The following is a 25,974-nucleotide window of genomic DNA, read 5'->3' on the forward strand; positions in this document are numbered from 1 at the left end:
TGATGCGTTAGGCTGATAAAATCAAACACCTCGATCATACATCCAACCTAAGAAAGACGATCCTGCTGCCTTTCGTTCTTTTATAGGACAACTCGTAACGCAGGTATCCGTAATCGTTCAGATCCTGAACAGCCTTGCGGTATGTTGTCCGGGATGACACCCTGGCTATATCCATAATCTCACGGCTGAATACGTACAATGGGTTTACATACCCTTCCTGATCCCAATACTGGAGCAGGGACGCATAGATCGCTATATGTGTGACGCTGATACGCGGATCGGATGCTATCGCCTTAAAGAAGCTGGATATGTAATTGAAGTGTTCCATTGATCAAGCACTTACATGCAATCCTTTTTTAGTTGACTTTTCGTGTCCCTGTTTTTCTTTCCGGTCTGTCTTCATATCAACTACTTTACCTTCCACTGCATTCTGCCAGGTGATCTGCTTTAGTTTTTCGTCAAATATTTTAATGGATTTATTTTGTACGTCAGATTCTAAAAAAACTTTCTTTTCCTTCCCAGCGACCAGAAGTGTTACCGGCTCACGGCTTCCGTTAACCAACGCTGTATGAATTTTATTGGTAACACTATAATTATGACCATCTTTAATGGGAAGCCTTTCGATCACTGTTTTCAGATCATTGTAAGCGTAGTGTGAATCAAACATTTTCATCCTATAATTACCCGTTTCATCTGTATCGTTAAAGTCGAGCTTCAGAATGGCAGTGTTATTCTGCACGTTTTCCCGTTCCTTTAGCGTCAGAGCATCGGAAAGCACAGAGCGGCCGCACAACAAGTGATATGCCTGTTGTGTCGTAAGTCCTCTACTTTGTTCCGGAGTAAACGCTACTGATTTAACAACTCCAGGTTCATCTTTATTTTTTAACGATGCTTTATAGAACCAGGTGTATTCGCCGAATACATCCCTGCTAAAGTTGAGGATAAACCGCATTTGTTCACGTTCATTGATCGGTACAAGTACAGCCTCCTGAAAGCGAGGCAAGCCGTACTGCACATTTTCCCGGATCAATGGTATAGCTGCCCCAAGTCCGTTCTTGATCAGATCAAATTCCAAATTCGGTTTCCGCTTAATAGCTGGTTGCGTCACTTTGACTGGCTGTGACAATACCGGTGTCGCTATTTTTTCCTTTACACCGAATTGTTGTTGGATAGCCCTCCGCCGGACGAAGCGCCGGACGAAACGCATCAACAAACTTTGTTTCGGGTACAGCTTCTTTTCTAAGATGTTGCGTTCTGCTTTTAATATGTCTCTGCTGATCTTTTCGGTGAAATTTAAATTTTTATGTGTTCCCAATAAATAATCGAAGTGTTTCAATTTTTCTTTCATCAGCACCACATTGTTCACCACTCCAGGGCCAAAAATTTTGATAGAGCGTTGCTCAGTTTTTCGCCAATCCTGCATGCCCGCTTCGATCCGGTCGTTTATATTCTCTTTCATAACATTACTGTGTTAATCAATTACAGAATAGCTTCAGGGCTTAACTTATGCCTTGTTTGCTCTTTTTTCCTTTTCCGGTTTTTTCACCTTCTTTTTCTTTCTTCCCTTCAGACTTACCCTGACCGGCTTCCTTTCCTTTTGATTCCGCCACGGATTGATTAGGCTGTTCTTCTTTGAGGTCTGCATGTTTCTGCCGGACGAAATTGCTGTCATAGATATTAATGGTTTTGTAGTGGGGGTTCGCCTCGACATAGTAACGGCTCGCATTGCCTTTGGCTTCCAGTTCCACCGGAACCAGATTGCCGCGTTCCAACGACCTCAATAGATTAGCCGTAGCGGTGCTATCAACAAGGTCTTTGATCTTAAACTCCATTAACTTTCCTAAAAGGTTATAATCGGACAGCTTGACGATCTCATAATTCCCGTACTTGTCAACCTCATTAAAATTCATTTTTGACCAGGCACGATAGATCTCGCCGGTTTCATGGGTCACATGCTCTTTCAGCACCGACCTGCCCATTGCCAGGTTCCAGGCTTCTTTAAGCGTGATGTTGGAATTGACCCATCTTTCTTCCGGGGTACCATCACCCGCCAGGACACCCTTAACCGGCGGATTCACGAAGAAGGTGTTTTTAAAGGCATCCGCTGTTCCTTTTTCAATTTCCAGATCGAATTTGTTAAAGAAATAATTACCCTGTTTGGATTGCGCAAAGTAGGCCGTAGTCTCTGCGTTGGGGCCAAAATCAGGATTGTACTTGCCGGTAAATTCAGCAACACCGTTCTTGGTATTTTCATCAATAACAGAATGCAGTGCTTTTCCGAAACCTGTGAACAATACTTGATCTTTTAAATGGCCTATATTATCTTGTTTCATGATATTTATATTTAATTGGATAAATAATCGGTTACCTGCAATACGACTACCTGGTTACCGGGATGGCGTTGATGAGCCTGTCATTACTAACCTTTAGTTCCAGGTGCCTGCCGCCGTCTTTTTCCATCAATTGCACGATCAGGTCTTTGTCATCGGGAAGCGTGAATTTGGGCATCGCGAACACAAGGCGTCGTTCAGTGGCCGCTAAGACACGGGCTGCATCGTTTTCGACATAGGTAGGTTTAACTTCGATCTCCTGGGTGGCTGTACGTTTGGCCTTTTTCTTATCCCGGATATAGAAGCGCAACTGGTCAATATCATAATCAACGTGGCTGCTATTTTTGATCACAACCTGGTAATACATCACATTACTGTGGATGTAAATACCGTCGATACTGAACCGCACATCGTATTTATCCTTCTTCAACCTCCTGATCGGGCGTTCTTTTTCCGACACATATTTTGAATCGCTTTTAACATCAGCATCGTTTAAATCTGGTGAACTGGTAAGCAAGGCAGGTCTGTCTTTCGTTTCTCTTTCATATTGGATGTTCAGTACACGGGGGCTATCTAAATAACTCAACACGTAGGAATACAAATGACCATCTGCTGTGATCACCGTGAGGTTGGTTTCTTTAAAGTTGGGTATGGCAGCTTTGAGCTGGAGTATATTTTCCACGCCCTTCGCTTTCTGGGCCAATACATCACTGCTACCCCGGTCAACGCCTACAATGGCGTAAGGGAAAACAATATTGGAGGTTTTGGAATACGTGATCGCCAATTCGATCGGACTGATTTCGGAGATACGCTTTGATCGTTCATTCTGAGCAAAAAGGTTTGAACTCAAAGCGAGGATGATCCCCATCACTACTACACTGATCTTTTTCATCTTTTGGGATTTTAAATGGAATAAATAATTGTGAACTAATTTGCTTGCTTTTGTTTCTCGTCACGCAGCAATACCCGGTATCCGGCCTTGATCACCACTTTGATCAATTTGATCTTCTTGGAGAATAGACCACGGGCGGCTTCAATACCCGCGCCGGCTGCCTGGGATACCAGTGAAGGATCAAAATTGGTCGAACCGATGCTTTGCACAGAGCTTTCGGCAGACTGCTTCATGGCGTCCCGTGTAATGGCACCAGGGATATAAATACCTTCCATACCGTCCAGGTCACAGGCGGTCAATTGCACGGCAAACAGACTGTTCTTGAACCTGACGCCGCTGATCTGGATCGCCAGCCTTTCCCCCTCCAGCGCCGCCGTTCCGAAAATAAAATTGTCCTTTGGGATCAATACGCCATTGATATACACATCCGAGGTCAGGCGCAGCTTCACGGTCGATCCGTTAACAATGGTTTGCGTTTCATGCACGACCGCAGGTATCGCATCCTGCGTAGTGTTTTCTTCTACCGAATTATTTAAGGAATAGAAACTATTGGCAAGCGGACGGACGGAGATCGTAGAATCTTTACCGGGTAGGTAAGCCGGGCTGGACGACAATAAGGATAGCGGATCATGGTTAACTTTCGTGGTTACCGGTAACACTTGCCCTCTGCGTTTGTCCGAAGCGGCTTTGATCTTTTCCTGCGCCCGGTTAGGGTTCTGGATGTCCATTATTTTTTCAAGCATCCCGTCGAGCTGTGACATTTCAGGATCTTCGCCTTTATCGTTCATGCTCTTCATCATTTGTTCCAGACGCGTTACATCCGCACTACTTACAGCGGGTTTGGCTTCCGCTGAAGCAGCAGGCGGCGATGTCTGGGTACGCTGCGCCTGCTCTGATCGATTCATGGCGGCGTTCAGCTCAGAGAGCTTGCTATAAATTTTTGCTTCGTGCTGATCCGTATATTCGGGCCTGATCTTCGATCTGGTACCGATCAAACCGGCATTAGGCCCCATCGGTCCGGTTAGGCTATCCGGTACCTGCACCGCTCTATTACTACTGTCCTTATAGTACGGGTCTTTCTTGGATTGTTCTAAGCGCTTTGCGGAATCAGTGGCCGCCTGATCGTAGTAGCTCATTTTGTCGAAAGACTGATCCTTTTTAAATTTCGCATCCGGCAAGGCCGTGTTAAAACCCTTCTTATCTTTCAAGGGATCTTCTGCACTGGCGGATGTGCCGCCACCCATCACCCAAAACAGCAGGGTGATAAAGGGCAGGATCAGCGCTGGTACTGCTACGAAGAATTTTCTTTTGCGCAGGAATTTCACGGAATGTGTTGTCGTTTCCATATTGGTTGATTTTAATTTTTATTAACTGATTTTTTATTGATTCGCAGGGTGTCCGGCCCGATCTCCGCAGGCCGGATAGCCTGGTGCTTAGGCACCTGGTCTTTATAAGTACCACCCTTCTTTCCGCCAACGATCAGGTAAAAGAAGTAGGCACCGGGGATCAGGAAGAAGACCGCAATGATCATGACCTTAACCTGCGAGGACACATCTTCAGCCTTGACATTCAGCCACCCGGCAAACGCTTTTAGCCGATCGTTAATGAACAACTCCAAAGCAGACCTGGGTGTATCAACGCTGGGTACTGCTCTTCTTTTAAAAATATTTTTCATGTCAGGGGTTATGAGTGGTGATGTCCTTATTTTCTAAAGTGGTCCAGCGCTCGATCAAAAAACCGTGGGGATTGTTGTCGCTCCGGATCACATTACGCAGAAACCCTTCCGTGACCAGGCTCCGGGCGATGGTACTGGTCGTTCGGATAATACTTTGTGTTGCATAACAGCGGAAGGGATACGGATAGCTGTTCAGATCAACAGCTACGCTATCTACCATGATCCGCTGGCTGATGTTGCCACTCATGATATTGGCGTAATAACCGTTCTCCTTTAGATTATCATATTCCCGTTTGGCTGATCCGTCGGCCAGGTATAAGGCTTTGGTTACATTGGCCTGAATAACCTTTTCGTCTGGATCAAAGGTAAAGAAGGCATTATGAAAAGTTTTCACATGGTCTTTTGCTTCGACAACGATGTTGTCTTTCCGGTCTGATTCATATGCCTGTATAGCTTTCCCATTCGCCAGAACAATTACCCGCTGTTCCGCCTTGCTGGCTCTTTGATGGCTGTTGTAGATCACTACACCGGTGATCAGCGAATAACCGGCAATAACGGCGACAAAAAAGGTCCGCATCTGCCTGAAGGCAGAATCAATATTTTTCATTTTTGTAAACATGGCCTGTTGATTTAAGTAATACTTTACGCTTTATCCTTTCATTATACCCGCTGCACCGCCTAAAGCGCTGCTGGTCTTCTTCAGTATAGCATGGCCTCCAACGCTCATGATATAGTTAGCAATGCTGGGTACAGTGAAGTAGCCGCAGATACCGATCAGCATGAAAATCAGGTAAGCTGTATTACTGGAGCCGACGAATGGCGTGGAGCCGTTTTGCTCCAGGCGGAGCATGTTTTCCTGTACTTTGCTGATGATCGCACCGAAGATATTGGCAACAGGCAGCCACATATATACGTTGATGTACCTGGCGAGCCACTGTTTCAGGCTATGCTGGAATCCATCGAACACGGAAAGGCCAAACACCAGCGGCCCCAGGATAGCGAGGACGATCAGCTCGAATGTTCGGATGGTATCGATACACAGCGCAGCGGCCTGGTACAGCACATTGAGAAACTCAGCGATCAATCGCTTGATCATGCTTTTCAGGCCCCATCCTGATACCTGCACGGCTATAGGATTGGTGTTTTTTACGGCTGGTGACGCGGTGCCCGTGCCCGGATGTGTATACCTATACCATTTGTCCGGGTCGCTTCCCATACCTGTGCCAGCACCTTCAACGGAAGCCGTATCCGAAGAATTATCCAGCATCCGGTTCATGGCCCGGTTGGAATCGCCGACCATATTTTCAGTGGCGGTGATGGTGGGCTTTAATACCGAATTGATGATATTAAGGACGAATGGAAATAAAATAATAGCAAGGCCGACAGCGAAAGGCCGGAACAAAGGGTAAAAATCTATCGGCTCTGCATTGGCGATGTGTTTCCACACCCGAAATGCGATATACCATAAGGCTGCAAAGCCTGCGATCCCTTGCCCCACAGCGATCATGTTACCACATAAAGGGATCATGTCGTCATAGAGCTGATCCAGTACGCTCTGAAGGTCATGTATTGAATCAGCCACGCCTGCGTGACATAATTGGGGCATTACCATTCCCACCACTGCAAGTATTGCAGCACCTTTCCACTTTGCCATAATTGTATGATTAATTGTTAATTCCGTAAATATTTCTCAGGGTCGTATTATCATTTTTCTGCCGTGCGCGGTTAACACCAAGTATCCGTGTTGAATTGTCGAACTGGTACAAGAAGGTTAGTTTATCCTGCATATCGTCATAGATGCGGTCAATAGCTTTGATGCGCTCGTCATCACTCATACGCAATTGACCGGCAGTAGTGACCATGATCAATTCGTCTAAGTTCTCGGCTGTCCTTTTAAGCAGCCCAGCATATACTTTGCCCATGTAGTCCAGCTCCGATCCAGCAAAATTCCCATCTGAACGAAACCGGCTGTACGCGGTCTTGTATTCTTTGACCAGCGCGATCTGACTACTGATGATCAATGCGGTTTTCTTATACTTTCTGACCGTAGGGCTGACCAGTAACAGCCCGTCTAAAAATGTTTTATGTAAGTTGAAATTCCCCTGTGATAAGTCTTTCACACCGTTATAACCGTTGTTCAGTATTTCGTAGCCTTTCTTCATATCCGCGAGGATACTTTTGAATTGACGCAGCTTTTCCGCGTTCAGTAGCAGTTGCTGTATTTCGGTACTTTGTGCTTTTACAGCTGCCGCATAACCTGCAAGTATCAAAATGATACAGATGATCTTTTTCATGGTGTTATTTTTTTGCCATGCAATGCACGGAGGTTTGACAGTTCCTGTTTCGCTCTGCCCCTTTGGTCTGCCAGTTTCAGAATAGCGCTGGCTATGCTCTGCGAAAATGTATAGTGGGTGGTCATATCGGCATGCAGCTTATCGATCCGTTCGATCCGTTCATCGTCGGTCATCTCTGCTTCTCCAGGCGTGATGATCGGGGTCAGTTCATCAATGACTTGCTCACAATCTGTAAGGAGGCCGTCATATACTGTTGCAATGCTTGCTTTTTCTTCGCTTGAATACAGCACGCTGGATCTTACTTGTCGCCAGGTAGTTTTATACCTGTTCAGAATTTCCGTTTGCATATCACGTATTTCTTTCACTTTTTCCAAGTTGCGTATCTTGGGATTGACGGCCCGTAGGGAAGAGAAATATCCCTGATGTAAATTCAATTCTCCATTCTTCGCATCGTTGATAAACTGGAAGCCATCTTTGGTGATCTGGTAGCCTTTCCAGGCGACCTTACTATACATGGACAAAGCGACGATCTGTTGTTGCAGATACTTTTTTTGTGTCTTCTTTTGCGAAAACCATTCGGCCCAGGTCTGTGCCTGCCCGGTGTTTCCCAGCGCACACAACAGGCCGAGGATCAGCATGTATTTTTTCATAACGATCTGTTTTAATGTTTTAAACCTCTTTTCCTTTGCAGCCGCGCCGAGAAATCCGGTTTCACGGATTGGATGGCCTGCTTTTTCGTCGGTATATCCGCAGGATCGGTAATGCGCAGCGTGAGCTTCGCTATGCTGTGACCGGCTATACTTTTATGCTCGATCTCCATACTGGTCACAAAAAGCTGCTGTATGGCAGGATCGTGATCAATCTTGAACGTGCTGGAAACATACCTGCTGTTATCCGGTGCCCATTCTGAGTAGGTGAAGACCGATACCGGCCAGTCAGGTTTCGTACCCGGCCCTTTCCATTTGGTATACCAGTCCAGGCATTCAGCAAGCGGCCCCGCAAACGCGCCGTTCACATTGAAATGACCGTCATGCCCTTTGCCGGACAACAGTTGGGAGAATGCAATGATCGATTCTTTAAACTTTTCCATAACGGTATGAGTTATTGTAAACCATAAATTATTTTCACCTGTTCTGCTTCCTCCCGTGTTTTAGAACGCTGTACGCTCAGGCCCATACACTGCTGATTGAATTGTACCAGGTCTGAATAGTTGACTTCGATCCTGTCTGCCGCAACATTGATGATCTCCATTCGCTTCGCATCACTCATTTGTGTGCTTAGCGCATTGATCACGAGCATGATCTGATCGATGTTTTGTTCCGTTTCATGCAGAATGCCATCGTATACTGTACCCATATATGCTAACTCTTGTGGCGTAAAGTGTTTATCCTGCCGGAGCAGTGACCAGGCGGTCTTGTATTCCTGCACCAGCCGGATCTGCATTTCAGTCAGCGTTTTAATGCGTTTGAAATAAAAGATCACGGACTTTACTTTCGATAATTCGTCGTAGTAATCTTTGTAGAGGTCACGCTGTTGCTCTACCCAACCTGTGATCTCTTTCAGTTTGGTTTGCGCCATGACATTTTCTACGGTCTTCTGTGTTTGCTGTAGCCAGATCGTTTCATTTTGCAGCCGTTGAATTTTCAGGTCGATGGCCTTGATCACTTTCTTAACTCCCGCTTTGATGATATCAACAATGGGTATCTGCGCATGGACATGCTTTGCCGGTAACAACAGCCCTACCATTACCACCAGCATTAGAATTATTTTTTTCATATCGTAAACCTTTCTCTTACTTTTTCTACAGAGGCAGTGATCTGCCCTAATTCACTTTTAACATAGGCGTGGTTATCCATGAGCATCAGTAACCCTTCGGGAATAAAAATGCAATGCCGGTCACCGGAAATTTCTACAAGTGTCCTGGTAGATGTGTCGTAAGCCGCAAACCATTCTTCAGCCTTACGGTTGGTGATGGTTTGGTCACCCTGGGTCTGTTCATCAAGGGCCAGCTTATGAACTTTGAATAGTTCCGCGAGTTCGCTGATCTGTTCAATGATGACACGGGTAAAGTGCCTGGTATCACCGTTTCTGACTTCCCTCGAATAACTTCCCGGCACGATCTGGCGCATGGTGGATTGCTGCATAGCGTGTTTGGATATGAACAGCCAGATCATGCGCAGCACACCAGGTATATCTTTGTGTCTCATTTTGCTATTTTTAGAGATTATTTAACTGTTTGTTTCACCAGGGCAGTGATCCCCGCTTCCATACTGCCATACCGTTCCGCGAACTCCAGCACTTTGACGCGATCTTTTCCGTCCGTCGTAAAAGCGTAATACTCTTCAGGAGAGAGTTCGTTTTTGTAGGCGCGTTGGGTATGTCCGCCGATGTCGATAAATATTTCGCGGTCATGTTTGTTGACCGATAACAGGATGGTCTTCGCCTTGTCGGATAAACCAAGCGTCTGCTGCAACTGATCGAACTTGTTCTGATACTTGCGCATGTCCATCAATATTTTGATGTCCGCGTTGTTGATAATGGCGTCTTTGATCACGGGAGAACTCACCAGGTCGTCCAGTTCCTGCGTGATGACGATGGGAACCCCGTTATACTTCCTGATCGTCTTAAAGGCATACTTTAAAAATTCTGCCATACCGGATTTTGCAATGGCCTTCCATGCTTCATCTATCGTCAGTACCTTACGGATGCCTTTGAGTTTTCTCATTTTAGAAATAAATAATTCTACTATAATGAGCGTACAAACCGGGAAAAGGATGGGATTATCGCGGATATTATCCAGTTCAAATACAATAAAACGCTGGTTTAACAGGTCTAAATTTTCGGTAGCGTTCAGCAAATAGTCAAATTCCCCGCCGCTGTAATAAGGCCGCAAGACATACAAAAAGTTATCAATATCGAAATCACGATCTTTGACTTTGTGCGTTTTCAGCACTTCTGTATAGGTGCCTTCTAAGTATTCATAAAAGGAATTGAAACAAGGAAATACCGCTTTATCTGCGTCCAGCATCGCGTAATAGCCGCTGATCGCGTTGGATAGTGCTACGTATTCGCTCCGATTAAAATTTTCATTTTCCTGTTTCCACAGCGCGACCAGGAGTGATTTTAAACTTTCCTTTTTTTCGGTATCCAGCGGCTGGTCTTCTAAAAGATAGAAGGGATTGAACTTGATCGGGTTCGTCTCTTCATAAGTAAAGTAGTAGCCGCCGACCAATTCGCAAAGGCCCCGATAGCTGCCGCCGATGTCAACAGTAACGCAATGCGCACCCTGATCATACAGCGTTCTTAAAACATGATTGATGGTAAGGCTCTTACCTCCTCCGCTGGAGCCGCAGCAAAGCACCCCCATGTTTGATGTCCATCCCCTCTGACGCGGCAGATCGAACAGATCTAAAAATACAGGACGCTCACTCATGCGGTCGCAGAAACGGATACCCTGGTCGGGGTGTACGGAAAGCGGCGAACCCTCTGTATTGAAAAAGCAAACGGCCTGCTCCAAAAACGTATCGAAAGTGTCATTGACAGGGAAGTCGGCGGCATTGCCTGGAATACCACCCCAATAGATCTGTGCAGCACCCGCCGTTTCTTCTTTGGCGACCGCATCCATCTGGGCCAGCGAAGAACTGATCATATTTTTGATGTCCTTCAGCTGCTCGCGGTCTTCCGTCCAGGCCAGTACATTGAAATGCGCTTTAACGGACAGGCGCTGCTGACTGATCGCCTCGTTCAAGTATTCATTGGCCGCATCTCTGGAGATCAGGTTGTCCCTGCTGTACGCAGATAAGGACTGAAGCCGCAGGCGTTTACTTTCAATTTTTTTCAAGGTCGCCGCCGCATCATCAATAAAAATGTATTGGTTGTAGATATGATCTGTTGCCAACAGATGGCCCAGAGGCGAAGCAAAGCCGATACTGAATTTGGTTTTGTCGGTGCTGTACTTTTCATAGTTCGTTTTGGTCGAACACACAGGCGGCAGATCCTGTGCGTCGGCAAGGGTAAACAACTGGCAATAACGTTCGCCGATCTGCATGTGATGGCCGAACTGCATATCTTTTAGGAGAATGCCATCATCTTTAGCGGATAGTGTACAATACTTCTCGATCACACCCACCCTGCGGTTTTGGCTGGCCAATTCCTCATCTGTCAGCCGGTGTAATTTGACAAAACCAGAATCTTCCAGTACACCTTTAAACTGTCCGCAGCTATCCATAAACTTCTGTAGCTGGTCGGGCTTGACCGTTTGTTCCGGTACCAGGCCAGGGCGCAGCAGGTTGGTAAACAAAGAGGTGCTGACTTTCCGGCCCTCGGGTTTTTTGGTCAGGAAGATATAGCACTCATGGGCCAGGTAAGGCCTGTTCTCAAAGTGCTTCCTTGCCGCCCTGTTCAGAAAGCTGTCATTACTGGATGCTTCCTGTTTATACGTTGTCTTTAAAAACCAATCTTGTTTATGCAGCACCGTAAACTTGGGCAACAGTTTAATGGCCTTGACCCAGGATTGATGAAAGGCTTCATACTCTTCATTACTCAGAGAAAAGATCTCCGGTAAGGTGACATGATAAGCAAGCGTAATATCACCCTGCTTGCTTAAAATACAATTGTGTTCAATGCCCATAATGGGTAACATTTCTTCTAACCGCTTTTCCATCTTCACTTAATTACCTTGTTATGTAATATCATCACTTGCGCATCTCGGTCGCGCTAAACTCAGTTCAACCCTTTACCTTTTTTCCTGATGCGTTTTTTCTGCTGTTGCCTTTCTTTTTTTTGATTTGCTAAGATCACTTTGGGGATCTGTGTTTGTTCCCAGGGAATGACCCGCGCATGGTGGACAGCCTTTGGCGGGAACTCCATCGTCAGCTTGCGCTGATCCAAATTGTACTTTTGAGCATAGCCTACGGGGTCTGCGACCCGTTCATGTGGCAGCTCCAGTACCACAAGGCCTTCAGGTATAGCGGTCATGGCAAACCAGTCTACCGGGATCCTGCGGTGCTGCTCAGGATCATAGAGGATATGGTAAAACTCCTGCTGATCATCAGCGTCATCACGCATCCTGGAGATGTAAATGCCCATTGTGCGGATATCATGTTTTGGCTGGTAGAGGTCATTTTCAATGTCAACCACAAAGGGATGATCCAAAACCATGATGACAGGCAATTCGTTCAATACCGTGCGCTTTAGCATTTGCTGAGGATCAACCATGACATCGTAATCAGCGCATCCGACCACCCTTTCCATCGGCCTGTTATAATGTTGCGCCATACCGTCCGGGTCAAGGGCTGACATCATGGGAAGGCTGACCACTGCGACCCCATCATCGAATATGCTATCAGCAACATTCTTTAGCCTGGGGTCGTAATACAACACATAATGATTGCCATTGTAAGTCATATTATGGATAAATGAGATGGTGTTGCCAGGGTTGCCTACTTCACGCAACCGTGCCTTACTGACCTCTACAAAGAAGTCCACATCATTGATCCTATACATGGGCAGTTCCCGCTCTTCCATTGCGCACATTTTTACCTTAACTATATTCAATTCAAAACCCCTGATCAACTACAGCGAAGGCCGCTTGATCCTTTTACTTCGGATACGGCAGATGTTCATGATCCTTGTCAGCTCCGCTTTGGAGAGCCTGCTCACATGGGCTTCCAGCCTTTTGCCAATGGGATACCTGCGCAGCATTTCAAGATCATCCAGCCCATACAAACGCGCCGCACCGATCGGGTCAAGCGCCAGGCGGTCAGGCGAGATCACTTTAACCAGACCGGCAGGCAGCTTTTTCTTATCCGGGCCGATCTTTACAACCTGGCAGGTTTTAGGGAGATAGTAGCAGGCATTGCGTTCAAAAGGGCTGCTATACAGGTCATCGATGGCGATCACCCGGCTCGGATCGGTCACATCACGCAGTTCACCAAGACCGAGATAGACCCGGAAATCCCGGCTTGCTATATCGATGATGGGATATTCATCATTCAACCGCCTGGCCAGTTGTTCCTGGTTATTCATCACGTCCACATCACGCAGCTGGCTTATGCCATCCATACTGACACCATATTTCAAGGCCATGCCTTCCGCATCCAGCACAACCATTTTCGGTACAGGGACCACGACGATCTGCGGGTCATCCATCGCACTCTGCGGGAAGTTCTTGATCCCGCGATGGAAGTGCATCGTATAATGATCCAGCTTATCTTTCATCAGGTAAAAAGGTATCTCGTTACCAGGATAGGCAACTTCCCGGAGAACCCCATGTGCCACATCAACAAAAAAATCATTTCCTTCAAGGGTATAAACAGGCAACCTTCTCTCTCCCGGCTTCATATCATCCTCCTTTCAATTGTATAAAAACCTTCCTGCTGCTGGACTTCAATACTTTCGGCAGCATCCTTTTGGCCATGACTTTCATCATGCCATATTCACCATACTTATTACTCATCGCATACACCTTGACAACCACGACCGTACCGCCGATCAGGATGATCGCCATACAGACAAAGGAATTGACACCGATCAGGAATAGGATCGCGTACAAAAACATCAGCCCCAGGATACCGCCACCCAAATACCAGATATACTGCGCCTTCAGGCCACGGAACTCGATACTTTTGTTGATGCCCTTATTAATGGGGTATATACTGTTCGTCATGATCTATAATTTTTGTTTTCTTTTAATACGATTCCGCTCGGAAACCTTCTCTTTCATATCCAGAACCGGTTTTCCGTTGGCGGCAATTACTCCTTTGAGCAGCTCTTTACGCTCTTCCCTGGATGGAACGGTGGTCAGTATGATATGGTCGGGAAATTTACCTTTGCTGCTATACTGTGCGATCTCCCAGCTATAAGCGGCATTATTCGCCTTTTTATCGAAATAGACCTCATTGGTTTTCGATATTTCTGAATACTTCAGGATGTTCCACCTGTTATTCACCTCCCTAAATCCTTTACGGATTTCGTCTACATAAAATTCAGTTCCCGCTATACGTACCACCGGAAGCGGCGTTTGGTATAATTCCGGGAAGATCCACTCATGTTTTTTTGCTAAAAGGTCTGCCCCCTCTGGGTCTAATGTGCGGATCGGCCTGATCGACACATATTCGTAGTTCATGGTCAAGTGGTCAGGGCGTTCCTCCGGGTATCCAACTATTCGCTTGTTCACTGTATCAAATTCAAACTGAAAACAATCCTCAAAGCGAAGCATTTCATAGGAGTGCAGCCTGATCGATGGCTCACGGACGTTGATCAATAGGTCACGATACGCATCAGCATACCACTGCTCGCCCGCCGCTTCCACCACCGGCAAATCCCTATTCTCTATTTCGTTATTCAAGTTCATAACAACCTCCGGCCTAATAGATGTGATCATGCATCTCGGCGATAACCGCATGGCGCAGCAAGTGGTTATCTGCGCTTGCTTCTGAGAACCCGAAGGTTTCAAAGATGGCCTGGCAGCGGTCGATCAGATGGGTGACCTCGTAGGTCAGCACACCACTGGCGCCAAACCCGGCACATTCTACAGGAAACTCTTCTTCAAGTACCGTCCTGATGTACAAGAACTTAGAGGGCCTGAGTTCCCTGGTCATTTCATCAAGGCACAATTGCACAACGATGTGTTCCGGCTTTTGCTCCAGGATCAGGTGTTGCATGAACGGCTCTACAGCTGCGACCTTATCTTTCAGATAATTCATAAACGAATAGCCTTCCTGTAAGCGAACGACCAGATCAAGGTTGTTTTCCAGGACATATGCCCGAAGTTTTTCGGTTAGTATATTTTCCATGATCCTGGCTTAAACTCCGAAGAATGATTTTAACACAGTGGCAACGACCACCAAAAATATACAGCTGCCGAACCAGGCGGCGGCAACCTTCGACGTATCCTGATCCCCCGAGTTCCACTTCTGAAAGACCTTCACAGCGCCGATCAAGCCGACGATCGCGCCGACGGCGTACATCAGCTTAGTACCTGCATCAAAATAACCGGTGACCTTCGATGTGGCCTCGCCGATCCCCGCGCTCCCGTCCTGTGCCATAACGGTCACGTCAATGCCGATCAGCAACAGGGTGAAAGCAACGGTTAATACTTTTTCATTTTTAAAATTCTTTCTGCACTTTTTCATAACTCACATTTTTAAATGATGATCCACACGAAGGGCTTATTCCCTTGTTCCTTGACATACCTTTCCCGGTTCCCTCCGCAGGCCAGCTGCGAAGGGAGGGAAAAGGTGGCCGCTGTTCTCATTGCTATTCACGCACACGTTTGCTCTACAGCACAGCATGAAACAGGGGCCATTTTTTTACTTTATCTTTATTGATGGGTATCACCTTCCGGTGGCCTCCCCGAAACAGGGAGGCCGGAAGGTCCGGTTACCACACTGCTTTACTCCCACAGCTCTTCTACCTCTTCCTCGCTGAGTGTGATAGAACCGGTTTTTTCGCATTCGGAGACGATCAGCTCAGTAAGCGATGATTGGAATGCCGTGTCTTTTAAACTGGAATGGTTTTTTAAAATGCCCCTGATGGTAAGGGCGGTATCTTCTTTGCTCAACTGTTGGGCAGCTGCATCAGTGATACCGGTTTTTAATTGGAGGATCAGCGCCTCTACCTCGGCAAAGGTTTCATCGGTAGTATAGGCGAATGAATCCTGCGGACCGTCGAACCGTTCGTACTGATCCACTTCGTTCGATCGTTCGGTTTCTTCCTTGTGATCCCGGTACCCGTCATCCGGCGTTGATCCGTCCTTTTTGAGTTTTGCGCTGAGTAGCCTTTTGGCATCGGCTCTGTAGAATGTGGCCGCGATGATCAGGTAGTAGACCACCAGCAAAAGCGCGACAGTGAATAGGTAGTTTCCCCAAGTGATGTGTGTAAACATAATGTCTTAATTTTTCTTTTTCACAATTCAACCGGTTACCCGGCCTCACAATTAATTACAGCTCAAAATTGCGTTTATCAGACACCTGGGTCAAGTACAAAAAAAGTTTCACCCCACTTTTCACCCTTTTGTACCTCTTGTAAATCAGTGATTTACGAAGAATATTTTTTGAAAAAAAATAAAAAAAGCCTTCCGGATCGGAAGGCTTTACAAAATAAAAAAGGCAAATAATTCAATAACCACGGATGAACTCTATCATTTGTTCCAGCACATAGATCAGCACATTCTTATCATGATCCTCCCCGACATAGCTTTTGGAACGGGCGGCTTTCCAGGATAGGTCGTCGCGTTCCTGTGTGGATATAAAAGGGATGATCTCACGGTAGATGGTGGTCAGTGTTGTAGCCAGAAGCACTTTAACGCCCTTCGCCGCTTTGAGCAAAAGGCTGATCTGGTCACCGGTCAGCGACAACAAAACTTTGCGAGGCTTCTTCCTGACATTCGTTGCCGCTTCCTGCTGTTCGTACTGCGCTTGAATTTTATTTTTTAGAAACGTGATCTCATGCTCGAACCAGTTGCTGATCGTCGTTTTCAAACTGGGATGCCGGGGATACAGGCTGGTGTTGGGTTTGACGTGCATTTCTCGGAAGTCTTTGGCCAGGTGCATCAGCAGCTCCAGCCGTTCGGTATCTATTTCCGACGAGCCATCGACCCGTTCAATGATCCGCTTGGTAAAATGATTGATGTAGCGGTTATGGTTAAAGTCAATGCCGACAAGGGTTTCGTTCAATGCGGTATAGATACAAAACTCTTTTTCCGGTTGATCCAGTACCTCCAGGTCTTTGACCAGGCTCTTGAAATACGATACTTCTTTAAACGTAATGGGATAGCTCTTTCCGTCCGCTTTAATAAATTCATTGATCACATCAAAAACGATGTCGGTCAATTTGGGGTCAGCGATCCTTTCCACAATGGGCGCTTGAAATTTATCCAGTTGAACCTTCAGCTCATGCCGGGTGGCCAGCAGATACCTGACGGAAACCTCCTTATCCAAACTCAGGTAAGAGGCAAATCGCAGTTCAAGGTAAGATAGCAGCTGATCCAGTACGGTCTGTACTTCGTCGTATACCCGCTCCAGTTCACTGCTCGGGGGTATTTTCATGCGGTTGACGAAGGCCTGGTCAATGAGCAGGATCACCGAAGTATGGTAGTGACTGCTCTGCGCCTGGATATATTTGTCCTTGATCAAAATAAACACAAGGTTCCAGAGTTTGTATTCAATTTGGCGGCGTTCTGTGCCAAGCTGCACAATGATGGCATCGGCTTGTTCAGCACTCATCTGACTGAGTTCAGGAATGTCAGGGTGGAGCGTAACGTTGATCAAATGATCCAACCACTCCATATAATATTCGTTATGCATAATAATATTATAAGGTTAAGACTATTGGTAGCTGGCAGCAATTGAAGTATTAGCCTGCCGGTCCGGGTCGGGGAATCCCAACCGGCAGATGTTCTTCATAGTTTAATCGTGTATCAAACGGGACTTCGTAAGATGCTTAGGGAAGGATAGTATTTAATCGCCTGGATATAATACAACTATAAGTTGTAATTGTTTGTCTTATGTTTATTTATTTTAAATAAGGACAATTTATAAGTACCTGTACTTCAGACTTATTAAAGGTTAGACACTAATTGTTTATGAATTTAAATGATCAATTATAGCCGTTATACGCTTCGATCCAATATTTTCTTACTATTAATCATACTTTACATCCCTTGATAGGAAGAGAATTATATTTTACTACATGAACACGACAGAAGATGATCATGGTGCCGGGATATTAATAGCAGGAATGGATAGCTCCCGCAGAAAAACGCAGACCAGGTTCATTTTTCCCGCAAAAGCCGGAATAGTGGTCTTTTTTGTACAAGGCTCCTGTTTTACCCCCATACGGAGGAAAAATATTTTTCATAAAACCTGTTAATTTTCATAGCATTGCAGTTTTACGACCCGTCTTACCGGGTCGGGATAATTAAAAAGTAAAGATCAATATGGCTTATTTTCGTATATACACGCTACAGGCTCGCTTACCCTCCCCGTAAGGTCGGGTGTTGCCAGATCAGCATCGCACGGTTCCCCGTTTGCGAATTTGCGTTACCCGCTGATCTCTTTATGGTTTGTGAGAACAAAGCATAATAGTGTAGATAACCCTAATGTTTTAACAGGAAGGGTTCGGTTCTGGTATTGCAAATTATACCGCCGTTAAAAGAGCCGGGCCGAAAGGCCCGGTTTTCATTTCTATACCTATGGGCATCTTTTTTTCAACCTGACCCTTTTCAGAACTGACCTCATAAGCTGCATTAATACGCAATTACCTATAAAAATGTGTAGATCGCTGATCTCAACGATCATAAAAGGTGACCTTTTTTTGCAATAGATGTACCTTTTTTTTCTCACTAATCAGAAAATCCTGTAAGTTTATATAGTAGTTTGAACATCGGCTATCGCCCTTTCCACCGCTTTACCTTTGTTCCACTACGTCAGCAAATCCCCTTTGCCGAGTACCAGGCAGCTTAGAAAAATTTATGGAAGTGATCAGCAATGACCAGTTACTGGTCTGTTGCCCTATATATTATCATGAGAAAACAATAACTATGAAAGGCCTTTTGCCGCTAACACACATGGAAGAATGCACACTGCTTAGGATGATGCCAGCCTCTCTGAGATCTTATGTTCCGGGATGGACTACTGCCGACGCTGAGATATGCGATTACTCTTTTGGGGTCATTACCAGTCCGGAAACCACAGATAAAAAAGGCAATGCCTACACCTGCCGGATCAGTCAGATGGAGCGTCGGGAAAGATTCATTACGGTTTTGGATGCCGGGACATATTTTATCCATATCCGGCTGAAGGGCGACGCAAAGGTTAATTTGATGGCTGAGGAAGATCGGGTAATGAGCGGCAGGACAATAGCCGTTCTTTACCTTCCGCCGGGTAAGATCATTTCAGAATTGTGTACCGGTATAGGTGGCTCTTTACTGATCAGGATCAACCCAGTTATTGAGCAGTATGCCATTGACAGCCATATGCGGCAATTGTTGGATCAGGCCAGGCAATGCCCGCATGAACCTTTCCTGCTCCCGGTGGTCGGGGTTGATTTTTGGCTGGGTGCCATTGTCAACCTGCTGATGAACAATGGTAAGCATAAGCCATACAACCAGGATCTGTACAGTTTGCTGGACCGGCTGATCCGGCTCTATTTGAATGAACTTAAACAGGATATTCCCCCGGATCATAAAAATAAACTTCAGCTTCAGGTATTGACCGGTGCCAGGATCGGTAAAAGTAAACTGGTCGAAGGCAGCGCCGCTTTTATAGACTACCATCACATCATACAATACCTGGAGCAGCACCTCAAATACAATTATGATAAAAGGGAGATCGCTTTAAAAAGTGAGCTGACAGTGAAGCAGTTCACCCGGTTGTTTGAGGATGGGTATGGCAAGTCTTACCAGGATGGCTATATAGAGCTGCGCATGATCCAGGCCTTACGCTTGACGGTGGCTGATGTCAAACTCAGCCAGATCGCTACCGCGATAGGCTATCATAATTTCGGCAGCTTCAGCAAAGCCTTTAGAAAATTTTTTGGCTATCCGGCTTCGCTGCTGCAATGGCCTTATTATAATAACGAAATACATCCCGATATATAATCCCTTGAATAAAGGGACGTTGGGATAAACGTAATGGTAAGGTAGGATAAACGTAAGTATTTGAACGAAAGAGAAAGCAATGTAGTTTTACTTTATCAAACGGTACGGAAAGGATCACAGTTAGTCAGCCAAAAGGAACAGCACCATGAGTTAAAAACATCAGCACACAGCACGGATCAACACTACAGCTTAGTTCAGCAATTCCCCATGTATAAATAATTACAGCAAGACCTTCCGGCAATGGAATGTCCTGTTGAACCGTATTGAACGGCTCCATTGATGTTCTTTGTCCGAGGGCACATATGGTATTATAGCGCTTCCTGTCGAGGGAGGGCTTTCTAACAGCAGGTAATGCACTTGCCGTCCATAGGTAACTATGGATAGCTATCGATCATTTTAAATAAAGAGGCTATATGAGAAAGGCTAACAGTATTCCTATGTCCAATATTCTTCAACCTGATCAGGATAGCCCATGAGGCATGAGTAATGTTGAGGTCGCCCGTTTGATCCGTACCCTTTTTCTACACTATTTCATCCTATACTGCAATACCGGTATGGCAGGGCATGTCCTGATGATCCCTGCCAGCCGGGAACGCAGATCATTGTCAGAATTTTAATTTGAGCTATGAACAAAGAATTGAAATACGCAGGCTTTACAGTAATGCTGTTCGCAACCATCGTGTTCAGCGCCTGTAAAGGTGATCCCAAAGCGAGCCTGCCGGAATTTAGCTTATTGCTGCCGGACAGTACCACGATATTGAATACAAAGGATATACCGGACGGCAAACCTATTGCGATCATTCATTTTAATGCCGACTGTGAGAACTGTCAGAAGGAAACAGAGCAGATATTGAGCCACATGGATTCATTGAAGCAGGTACAGTTCTACTTTTTAACGACCGAGCGTTTTGAAAGGCTAAAAGTATTTAACCAGCACTACAAGCTGAAGAACTATCCGAATATAACAGCCGGACAGGATTTCAATAGTTTTTATCCGGCACACATTCAAAACTGGTCTACGCCTTTGATGGCCCTTTATGACGGCGATAAAAAGCTGCGGATCGTTTATAAAGGGGCACCGCCAATGAGCGACCTAATCAAAAAAGTTGCAGAACTACAATAACTATTACCATGAAAAAGCAGTCCATAATCGAAACTATTGCCTTTGCATTTATTATCCTGTTTGTATATACCGCATTGAGCAAGCTATTTCTTTTCCGGGTGTATTTGTATGATTTAGGCAGGTCACCAGGTATTGAAAAATTTGCACCCGTATTGTCCATCTTGGTGCCAGGCTCAGAGCTATTAGTATCATTATGGCTTATACAATTAATTTTTGGAAGTAAGAATAAGCGAGGCTTTTATGGTGCGCTTGCGCTCATGTCAATATTTACTTTGTATGTAGCATATATTCTCATATTCACCACAAAGAGACCATGTACCTGTGGGGGTATTATTAGGGAATTGTCCTGGCCGCAGCACTTCATCTTTAATTTGTGTTTTACAGGCCTGGCTATATGGGGCATTTGGCTCCAACGAAGGCAAAAAACAGCAAATGATACCAACGCCACAATATTGAGTTATAGTTAGCATATAAATCCAGTTATGAAAATTTTGGACATGCGACCATTGATGCCTGATGATCCTGCACTGCTGGATAATGGAACCTGTAATTATGCAGATGTCCTAAAATTTCATGGTATTGAATACAACACTGAAGGGTACTACCTGGTAAGTGGCTCCCCGGTGAACAATGACAAGATTATAACAGTATCAATTATTCGTTCACAATTGGCTGAGGCGTTGATTTTATTGATCCCGGTGTTACGTGCGGAGAGATTGCCTTTCCGCTTGATCAAAAATTTTGAAACGGCGAAATTGGTATTAAACGGGATCACAGGCTTTGAAAATATTGGAAAGGTATTGATGGTCTACTTACCGTCTGCCCAGAACGCTGAGCATATGATCCAAAAGCTGGTTGCACTCACATCAGGGTTTACCGGCCCGGCAGTACCAGGACAGAAATATTGCGGGGGTGCGATCTATACTTACCATTATAACTTCGAGAATGTAGCTGAATTGGTTTTTCCCAAAGAGCCGGAACAACGTGTCTTCCAGCATAAATACAAGGTGCTTTCAAATCTCAAACCGGGAGTTAAGGGCGCTGTATATTATGGGATTTATGTAAAGGGGCTTTTCCGGGTTTCTAAGTGTATAATTAAAGAAGGCAAAAAAGACATGTGGTCTGACGATGCAGGAAGGGACATGAGGATTCGCCTGGATTGGCAAAAACGTATCCATGATGACCTTACGGGGTTGGTCAGTGTACCGCGAATTATAGACCTGTTTGAGCATGAGGACAACGCTTACCTGGTCATGGAGTTTATTAAGGGTAGATCACTGGATCAGGTGATCTATGATTTACTGAACGGACGAAGCTGGTTGCAACTGGAGCTGAAGGGCCGCTATCAATTGATTGATCTGCTGGCTAAGGTACTGGAGTGCGTGAGGGTGCTGCACGAAAAAGGTTATGTACATCGGGATCTGACACCGGTTAATTTTATGCTGAATGATAAGGGGTGGCTTTATATGATCGACCTGGAGCTGGCTTACCAAACGAAGGTTTGCTATCCCCTTCCTGCCTTTGAATTAGGCACGGCCGGTTTTATGTCGCCTGAACAGCAGAAAGGCGAAGAACCGACCATACAGGAGGATATATACGCTTTGGGCGGATTGATGGTCGTTTTCCTGACGGGTTTGCCGCCTGTCAAGTTCGATCAGGCGAACCCGGAAAAACTGGCTGATGGCCTGGGATTTTTAATCGGAAGTGATCAAATGAGTGCTATCATAGCTGCATGTTTTGAACCTAAACCGGATGACAGGCCGGGATTAGCACAGATCACAGAAGCATTAAGGGCCTTCAGGTCAGAGCAACCGAAGAGCAGCTTTGAATTTGGAGATCTGAAGCTCGAAATTGATAATAAGGAGCTGATACGTTTTGCGATCAACGCGCTGACCCGGCAGGAATTTACGATGAATAAGGGGCTATTAAAGATTTTGAATGCGGCAGACCACCGCACGTCCAATATCAGGCAAACGGGTAGTTACTCCGCTGGACTGGCAAGTCCGATCACAGGTATCTTGTATGTCCTATCGCTGGCTCCTGATCTGGTCGATGCTGAAGTAAAAGGCTTTCTATCCGAATACCTGGATAAGAACAGAGAGGCGTTTTTAAACAGCGGAAGAAGTGATATTCCTGGTCTTTTTTCTGGAAGGGCAGGTAAAGCGTTGGCTATAGATCGTGCGATGCGATTGGCCGTGCTGGAGGTAACACCTCAATACCAGAGCTTGATAGAGGAAAATATCAGGCAGACGACGACCATTTTAAATCTGGCGGACGGAGTTGCAGGCCAGCTTTTGGCAACGTTGCTAATTTCAAAACCCGATCAACAAGACGAAATTGCCAATAGAATCGCGGTACTATTCCAACTCTTAAGGGACGCACAATTACCGGACGGTTCATGGAATGTCGGCAACGGCCCGGATGGAAAAACAAGGGTCGGCCTGGGTTACGGGGTATCGGGAATTATACTCAGCCTGTTACTTCATGAATCACGGTATCCTTCCGCAGAAGCAAAAGCTGGTATTACGAAAGGTTTAGGCTGGCTTGCAAAGAACAGCGAAACAAAAGATTACAGCCTGATGAATGGTTTTAACGGTGTGGCTTTGGTATTCACTCTGGCTTTTAAGCAATATGGAGATCAGCAACATTTGCTGGCCGCAGAACGATTACTGCGTAAAAATGAAGCATTCCCGGTTTACGTGGACAACGGAGTGGCATTTGGACTATGTGGCTTAGGACTGGTTTACGGGTTAGCAGCTGGCGTAAGTGACAATGAACAATGGCGGTTGAGGGCACTTTGGATATATACTTTGCTTGTAAAAATCAATTTGCGACCGGAGCGCAAGCAAATTTCCTGGAACATGAAAGGTGTGCCGGAACATGACGCCTCATTGTTGACGGGGAATACAGGTGTAATTCTCTTTTTGTTACAAGGGCTGGCCAAAGAACGTAACCAGGAAATCAAACATTAAACTGATAGAAATGATCAAATCTAAACTGTTGGGTGTTATAAGCGCTTTATCATTAGCTATCGGCGGCGCACTGGCGAAAACGAATTATCATTTTGCACAAGTATATTATTACACGGTAGCAAGTGTATGCACTGCCACACCGTTACTTGATAAAATGTGCCCTATTGGTGGTGTAGGTTGCCTATATGAGACATCACCAGGCAATTTTCATCAATTGTATGCAACAAATAGTTGCAGTCCGAGTTCGAGTTTACGGGAAGACGATTAATACAAAATATGCGCATAATGCCTTTATGCAGAAGGCACAGGGTTAGCTGAAAACCTGTAATAGAGTAGGCAAAATTCAAATCAAAACAAAAATCTAAATTTTATGAAACGTTCTAAAATCGCAATCTTAGCAGGTACATTAATGTTAGCAGTTGGTGGTGCTTTTGCTTCTGCAAAAACACACGTTGCACAGATTTACTATTATACTGTGGCCAGTGTGTGTACCGCAACACAGCCGATTGATAAAAATTGTCAACTGGGTGGTACTGGATGTACATTTGAAACCTCTCCAGGCAACTTTGAACAACTCTATGCGACTGCCGCATGTAGCCCTTCATCATCCCTTCAACCATAGATTGGTTATTTAATAGTTATCGGGTAATCCCGATAACTATTATTCTTATTTAACTTAAATAGCATTAATTATTCGATATAACAATGCTATTTAATTCTTTCTCACTCAGCACCAAATCAAAACCATTTCGATTAAACGCATCCTTGACATCTTGAAAATCAGTCATAAATGCTTTGATGGACATATCTACGTTAAAGCTCAATCCGGTATCATTAATCAATGGCGGTATCAAATCTAAATTTTTATACATATCCTTAAATGGACTTTGGCAAACATCCCTACCCTTTATAATTTGGTCGATAGAGACATTTGTATAATTATACCCTTCGTAAGGTCCAAATGATTTAATTTCCTGTTTTTGACCTGTTGTTTTCAACTGTGCGACCCGTTGTTTATCAATCACGACAAGCTTCCACACTTTAACTTTACGTAATTCCACCTTCGATTTAAAGCCGAAATACCGCTGTAAATCTTCTTGGAATAAATGCCGCATGAATTCAATATTACCCTTTTTTGGTTCAACCTTTAGACTATAACAATACATGTTCTCACCCGTAAGAAGTTTCTTCGGCTCAAATAACGCCGAATCAATATTTTCTAATATAATGTTCTTATTGAGTACACCAAAAAAAGCACTGTTCGCATCCCAGCTTTCTTGCCCAAAATATGCTACACGCAGCATCGAAGGAATATCAAGCCCGTAAGTTTCACCCCAACCAGGAACTCGATCTGCACGATTTCTAAACCCAAAATAGTTATACTCAGGTAACCCAGCTACCCACCTCTTTAACAACGATCTCGCTATAAAATCAGTATCGTTTCCGCCATTAATGAATTTCCCACTGGATAATAATGGGAGATTTTTATCATAAGCAAATTCCTTCAATTTGCCTTCGCCTATCGAATAAGCATACTCCAAGTTTGGCTTTTTACCCTCAATAATTTGACGTAATTGAGCGGAATCCAACGAGTAAGTTTTGGCTTGCACAATTCCTTTGGGGTCAATGACCAAAATATGGGGTAAAGCATAAACGTGTATTTGATCGTATAACGTACTATCGAAAGCTACAGTAAAGCTTAATCCCAATTTTTTTTTATAAAGTTCATACAAGCGCTTCGTTTTAGCTTCGGAAGTTCTTGAATCCTTTTTACCATCGTGTGCGCCGATCATAATTAACTGAACCTTGTCACCGAAAGTATGACTGATTTTATTCATTTTTGGAAAGCTGTTTAGGCAACCTCCGCAAGTAATGGCCCAAAAATCCAGAACGAGCCATTTGCCCCTAAATTCATCCGTCGATACCCTTGCCTTTGAATAATTTACAATATCGGTAAAGGTGTAGTTTTCAAAAGTATCGCCAATTTTAGGATATGGTGTCTTCTGCTGTGCACACAGGTATAATGGAGAGGCCGCGATGATGCAAATCATCATTGCGAAATATATCAATATTCTTTTCATCGCTGC

The 25,974-nt window shown here is 45.1% G+C and carries 28 protein-coding genes; 5 read left to right on the top strand and 23 right to left on the bottom strand.

Features of this window, described 5'->3' with window-relative positions; translation table 11 throughout:
- Window positions 1-34 precede the first annotated feature (34 nt).
- The 22 genes from MUCPA_RS14275 to MUCPA_RS14380 form a co-directional block, all read right to left on the bottom strand.
- Window positions 35-328 carry a hypothetical protein gene (locus MUCPA_RS14275; RefSeq protein ID WP_008507264.1) on the bottom strand — a complete coding sequence of 98 codons (294 nt, stop codon included), beginning with the start codon at window positions 326-328 and terminating at the stop codon, window positions 35-37.
- A 3-nt stretch (window positions 329-331) separates the two neighbouring features.
- Window positions 332-1,459, bottom strand: coding sequence for a hypothetical protein (locus MUCPA_RS14280; RefSeq protein WP_008507265.1), 1,128 nt, complete (start codon window positions 1,457-1,459; stop codon window positions 332-334).
- A gap of 40 nt (window positions 1,460-1,499) precedes the next feature.
- Complete coding sequence (locus MUCPA_RS14285; RefSeq protein WP_008507266.1) at window positions 1,500-2,333, bottom strand: hypothetical protein; 834 nt, start codon at window positions 2,331-2,333, stop codon at window positions 1,500-1,502.
- Window positions 2,334-2,379: 46 nt separating this feature from the next.
- Window positions 2,380-3,222, bottom strand: coding sequence for a conjugative transposon protein TraN (gene traN / locus MUCPA_RS14290; RefSeq protein ID WP_008507267.1), 843 nt, complete (start codon window positions 3,220-3,222; stop codon window positions 2,380-2,382).
- 35 nt (window positions 3,223-3,257) lie between these two features.
- Window positions 3,258-4,568 (bottom strand): conjugative transposon protein TraM, encoded by a 1,311-nt coding sequence (traM, locus tag MUCPA_RS14295; RefSeq protein ID WP_008507268.1) that lies wholly within the window; start codon window positions 4,566-4,568, stop codon window positions 3,258-3,260.
- An 11-nt stretch (window positions 4,569-4,579) separates the two neighbouring features.
- Entirely contained in the window at window positions 4,580-4,897 is a 318-nt protein-coding gene (locus tag MUCPA_RS14300) for a hypothetical protein (RefSeq protein ID WP_008507270.1), read from the bottom strand.
- A gap of 1 nt (window position 4,898) precedes the next feature.
- Window positions 4,899-5,516, bottom strand: a complete 618-nt coding sequence (gene traK, locus MUCPA_RS14305) for a conjugative transposon protein TraK (RefSeq protein WP_008507272.1) — start codon at window positions 5,514-5,516, stop codon at window positions 4,899-4,901.
- Window positions 5,517-5,546: 30 nt separating this feature from the next.
- On the bottom strand, window positions 5,547-6,551 hold the full coding sequence (traJ, locus tag MUCPA_RS14310; RefSeq protein WP_008507274.1) for a conjugative transposon protein TraJ: 1,005 nt from the start codon (window positions 6,549-6,551) through the stop codon (window positions 5,547-5,549).
- Window positions 6,552-6,561: 10 nt separating this feature from the next.
- The gene (locus tag MUCPA_RS14315; RefSeq protein ID WP_008507276.1) at window positions 6,562-7,191 is read right to left on the bottom strand and encodes a hypothetical protein; all 630 of its coding nucleotides are present in this window, start codon (window positions 7,189-7,191) and stop codon (window positions 6,562-6,564) included.
- Complete coding sequence (locus tag MUCPA_RS14320) at window positions 7,188-7,841, bottom strand: hypothetical protein (protein ID WP_008507278.1); 654 nt, start codon at window positions 7,839-7,841, stop codon at window positions 7,188-7,190. Before MUCPA_RS14320 ends, MUCPA_RS14315 begins: the two co-directional genes overlap by 4 nt.
- Before the next feature lie 11 nt (window positions 7,842-7,852).
- Window positions 7,853-8,281, bottom strand: a complete 429-nt coding sequence (locus MUCPA_RS14325) for a hypothetical protein (RefSeq protein WP_008507279.1) — start codon at window positions 8,279-8,281, stop codon at window positions 7,853-7,855.
- Between the two features lie 11 nt (window positions 8,282-8,292).
- Window positions 8,293-8,967: a hypothetical protein gene (locus tag MUCPA_RS14330; RefSeq protein WP_040625958.1), complete on the bottom strand. Its 675-nt coding sequence runs from the start codon at window positions 8,965-8,967 to the stop codon at window positions 8,293-8,295.
- Window positions 8,964-9,398, bottom strand: coding sequence for a hypothetical protein (locus MUCPA_RS14335; protein ID WP_040625960.1), 435 nt, complete (start codon window positions 9,396-9,398; stop codon window positions 8,964-8,966). The genes MUCPA_RS14330 and MUCPA_RS14335 overlap by 4 nt, the downstream gene beginning before the upstream one ends.
- A gap of 17 nt (window positions 9,399-9,415) precedes the next feature.
- The gene (locus tag MUCPA_RS14340) at window positions 9,416-11,854 is read right to left on the bottom strand and encodes a TraG family conjugative transposon ATPase (protein WP_008507283.1); all 2,439 of its coding nucleotides are present in this window, start codon (window positions 11,852-11,854) and stop codon (window positions 9,416-9,418) included.
- A gap of 59 nt (window positions 11,855-11,913) precedes the next feature.
- On the bottom strand, window positions 11,914-12,696 hold the full coding sequence (locus MUCPA_RS14345; protein ID WP_169316174.1) for a hypothetical protein: 783 nt from the start codon (window positions 12,694-12,696) through the stop codon (window positions 11,914-11,916).
- Between the two features lie 69 nt (window positions 12,697-12,765).
- A complete protein-coding gene (locus MUCPA_RS14350) occupies window positions 12,766-13,533 on the bottom strand; it encodes a hypothetical protein (RefSeq protein WP_008507286.1) in 768 nt (255 codons plus the stop codon).
- A gap of 1 nt (window position 13,534) precedes the next feature.
- On the bottom strand, window positions 13,535-13,858 hold the full coding sequence (locus MUCPA_RS14355) for a DUF4133 domain-containing protein (RefSeq protein WP_008507287.1): 324 nt from the start codon (window positions 13,856-13,858) through the stop codon (window positions 13,535-13,537).
- A gap of 3 nt (window positions 13,859-13,861) precedes the next feature.
- Entirely contained in the window at window positions 13,862-14,545 is a 684-nt protein-coding gene (locus tag MUCPA_RS14360; protein ID WP_008507288.1) for a hypothetical protein, read from the bottom strand.
- 13 nt (window positions 14,546-14,558) lie between these two features.
- Window positions 14,559-14,987 carry a hypothetical protein gene (locus tag MUCPA_RS14365; RefSeq protein ID WP_008507290.1) on the bottom strand — a complete coding sequence of 143 codons (429 nt, stop codon included), beginning with the start codon at window positions 14,985-14,987 and terminating at the stop codon, window positions 14,559-14,561.
- A 9-nt stretch (window positions 14,988-14,996) separates the two neighbouring features.
- The gene (locus MUCPA_RS14370) at window positions 14,997-15,326 is read right to left on the bottom strand and encodes a DUF4134 domain-containing protein (RefSeq protein WP_008507291.1); all 330 of its coding nucleotides are present in this window, start codon (window positions 15,324-15,326) and stop codon (window positions 14,997-14,999) included.
- Window positions 15,327-15,586: 260 nt separating this feature from the next.
- Window positions 15,587-16,078, bottom strand: a complete 492-nt coding sequence (locus MUCPA_RS14375) for a hypothetical protein (RefSeq protein WP_008507294.1) — start codon at window positions 16,076-16,078, stop codon at window positions 15,587-15,589.
- A gap of 232 nt (window positions 16,079-16,310) precedes the next feature.
- Window positions 16,311-17,498 (bottom strand): hypothetical protein, encoded by a 1,188-nt coding sequence (locus MUCPA_RS14380; protein ID WP_008507296.1) that lies wholly within the window; start codon window positions 17,496-17,498, stop codon window positions 16,311-16,313.
- Window positions 17,499-18,733: 1,235 nt separating this feature from the next.
- On the opposite strand from MUCPA_RS14380, the gene MUCPA_RS14390 reads away from it, so the two are divergent.
- The 5 genes from MUCPA_RS14390 (at window position 18,734) to MUCPA_RS37755 (ending at window position 24,509) form a co-directional block, all read left to right on the top strand.
- Window positions 18,734-19,792, top strand: coding sequence for a helix-turn-helix domain-containing protein (locus tag MUCPA_RS14390; protein ID WP_169316175.1), 1,059 nt, complete (start codon window positions 18,734-18,736; stop codon window positions 19,790-19,792).
- A gap of 625 nt (window positions 19,793-20,417) precedes the next feature.
- Window positions 20,418-20,915, top strand: coding sequence for a TlpA family protein disulfide reductase (locus tag MUCPA_RS14395; protein ID WP_008507300.1), 498 nt, complete (start codon window positions 20,418-20,420; stop codon window positions 20,913-20,915).
- A gap of 8 nt (window positions 20,916-20,923) precedes the next feature.
- Window positions 20,924-21,382: a MauE/DoxX family redox-associated membrane protein gene (locus MUCPA_RS38250; protein WP_008507302.1), complete on the top strand. Its 459-nt coding sequence runs from the start codon at window positions 20,924-20,926 to the stop codon at window positions 21,380-21,382.
- Window positions 21,383-21,397: 15 nt separating this feature from the next.
- Window positions 21,398-23,887 (top strand): protein kinase domain-containing protein, encoded by a 2,490-nt coding sequence (locus MUCPA_RS14405; RefSeq protein ID WP_008507303.1) that lies wholly within the window; start codon window positions 21,398-21,400, stop codon window positions 23,885-23,887.
- 370 nt (window positions 23,888-24,257) lie between these two features.
- Complete coding sequence (locus MUCPA_RS37755) at window positions 24,258-24,509, top strand: DUF6520 family protein (protein WP_157543911.1); 252 nt, start codon at window positions 24,258-24,260, stop codon at window positions 24,507-24,509.
- Window positions 24,510-24,573: 64 nt separating this feature from the next.
- Here the strand turns inward: MUCPA_RS37755 and MUCPA_RS14410 are convergent, their stop codons facing one another.
- Window positions 24,574-25,968, bottom strand: a complete 1,395-nt coding sequence (locus MUCPA_RS14410) for a TlpA family protein disulfide reductase (protein ID WP_040625967.1) — start codon at window positions 25,966-25,968, stop codon at window positions 24,574-24,576.
- Window positions 25,969-25,974 lie beyond the last annotated feature (6 nt).

It is taken from the genome of Mucilaginibacter paludis DSM 18603 (genome assembly GCF_000166195.2).
In the GTDB taxonomy this organism is placed as follows: Bacteria; Bacteroidota; Bacteroidia; order Sphingobacteriales; family Sphingobacteriaceae; genus Mucilaginibacter; species Mucilaginibacter paludis.

Bases quoted from the DNA above. Each gene is read 5' to 3' on its own strand.
- MUCPA_RS14275 (WP_008507264.1), bottom strand. From the start codon at position 328: ATGGAACACTTCAATTACATATCCAGCTTCTTTAAGGCGATAGCATCC.
- MUCPA_RS14280 (WP_008507265.1), bottom strand. From the start codon at position 1,459: ATGAAAGAGAATATAAACGACCGGATCGAAGCGGGCATGCAGGATTGG.
- MUCPA_RS14285 (WP_008507266.1), bottom strand. From the start codon at position 2,333: ATGAAACAAGATAATATAGGCCATTTAAAAGATCAAGTATTGTTCACA.
- traN (WP_008507267.1), bottom strand. From the start codon at position 3,222: ATGAAAAAGATCAGTGTAGTAGTGATGGGGATCATCCTCGCTTTGAGT.
- traM (WP_008507268.1), bottom strand. From the start codon at position 4,568: ATGGAAACGACAACACATTCCGTGAAATTCCTGCGCAAAAGAAAATTC.
- MUCPA_RS14300 (WP_008507270.1), bottom strand. From the start codon at position 4,897: ATGAAAAATATTTTTAAAAGAAGAGCAGTACCCAGCGTTGATACACCC.
- traK (WP_008507272.1), bottom strand. From the start codon at position 5,516: ATGTTTACAAAAATGAAAAATATTGATTCTGCCTTCAGGCAGATGCGG.
- traJ (WP_008507274.1), bottom strand. From the start codon at position 6,551: ATGGCAAAGTGGAAAGGTGCTGCAATACTTGCAGTGGTGGGAATGGTA.
- MUCPA_RS14315 (WP_008507276.1), bottom strand. From the start codon at position 7,191: ATGAAAAAGATCATCTGTATCATTTTGATACTTGCAGGTTATGCGGCA.
- MUCPA_RS14320 (WP_008507278.1), bottom strand. From the start codon at position 7,841: ATGAAAAAATACATGCTGATCCTCGGCCTGTTGTGTGCGCTGGGAAAC.
- MUCPA_RS14325 (WP_008507279.1), bottom strand. From the start codon at position 8,281: ATGGAAAAGTTTAAAGAATCGATCATTGCATTCTCCCAACTGTTGTCC.
- MUCPA_RS14330 (WP_040625958.1), bottom strand. From the start codon at position 8,967: ATGAAAAAAATAATTCTAATGCTGGTGGTAATGGTAGGGCTGTTGTTA.
- MUCPA_RS14335 (WP_040625960.1), bottom strand. From the start codon at position 9,398: ATGAGACACAAAGATATACCTGGTGTGCTGCGCATGATCTGGCTGTTC.
- MUCPA_RS14340 (WP_008507283.1), bottom strand. From the start codon at position 11,854: ATGGAAAAGCGGTTAGAAGAAATGTTACCCATTATGGGCATTGAACAC.
- MUCPA_RS14345 (WP_169316174.1), bottom strand. From the start codon at position 12,696: ATGTATAGGATCAATGATGTGGACTTCTTTGTAGAGGTCAGTAAGGCA.
- MUCPA_RS14350 (WP_008507286.1), bottom strand. From the start codon at position 13,533: ATGAAGCCGGGAGAGAGAAGGTTGCCTGTTTATACCCTTGAAGGAAAT.
- MUCPA_RS14355 (WP_008507287.1), bottom strand. From the start codon at position 13,858: ATGACGAACAGTATATACCCCATTAATAAGGGCATCAACAAAAGTATC.
- MUCPA_RS14360 (WP_008507288.1), bottom strand. From the start codon at position 14,545: ATGAACTTGAATAACGAAATAGAGAATAGGGATTTGCCGGTGGTGGAA.
- MUCPA_RS14365 (WP_008507290.1), bottom strand. From the start codon at position 14,987: ATGGAAAATATACTAACCGAAAAACTTCGGGCATATGTCCTGGAAAAC.
- MUCPA_RS14370 (WP_008507291.1), bottom strand. From the start codon at position 15,326: ATGAAAAAGTGCAGAAAGAATTTTAAAAATGAAAAAGTATTAACCGTT.
- MUCPA_RS14375 (WP_008507294.1), bottom strand. From the start codon at position 16,078: ATGTTTACACACATCACTTGGGGAAACTACCTATTCACTGTCGCGCTT.
- MUCPA_RS14380 (WP_008507296.1), bottom strand. From the start codon at position 17,498: ATGCATAACGAATATTATATGGAGTGGTTGGATCATTTGATCAACGTT.
- MUCPA_RS14390 (WP_169316175.1), top strand. From the start codon at position 18,734: ATGAAAGGCCTTTTGCCGCTAACACACATGGAAGAATGCACACTGCTT.
- MUCPA_RS14395 (WP_008507300.1), top strand. From the start codon at position 20,418: ATGAACAAAGAATTGAAATACGCAGGCTTTACAGTAATGCTGTTCGCA.
- MUCPA_RS38250 (WP_008507302.1), top strand. From the start codon at position 20,924: ATGAAAAAGCAGTCCATAATCGAAACTATTGCCTTTGCATTTATTATC.
- MUCPA_RS14405 (WP_008507303.1), top strand. From the start codon at position 21,398: ATGAAAATTTTGGACATGCGACCATTGATGCCTGATGATCCTGCACTG.
- MUCPA_RS37755 (WP_157543911.1), top strand. From the start codon at position 24,258: ATGAAACGTTCTAAAATCGCAATCTTAGCAGGTACATTAATGTTAGCA.
- MUCPA_RS14410 (WP_040625967.1), bottom strand. From the start codon at position 25,968: ATGAAAAGAATATTGATATATTTCGCAATGATGATTTGCATCATCGCG.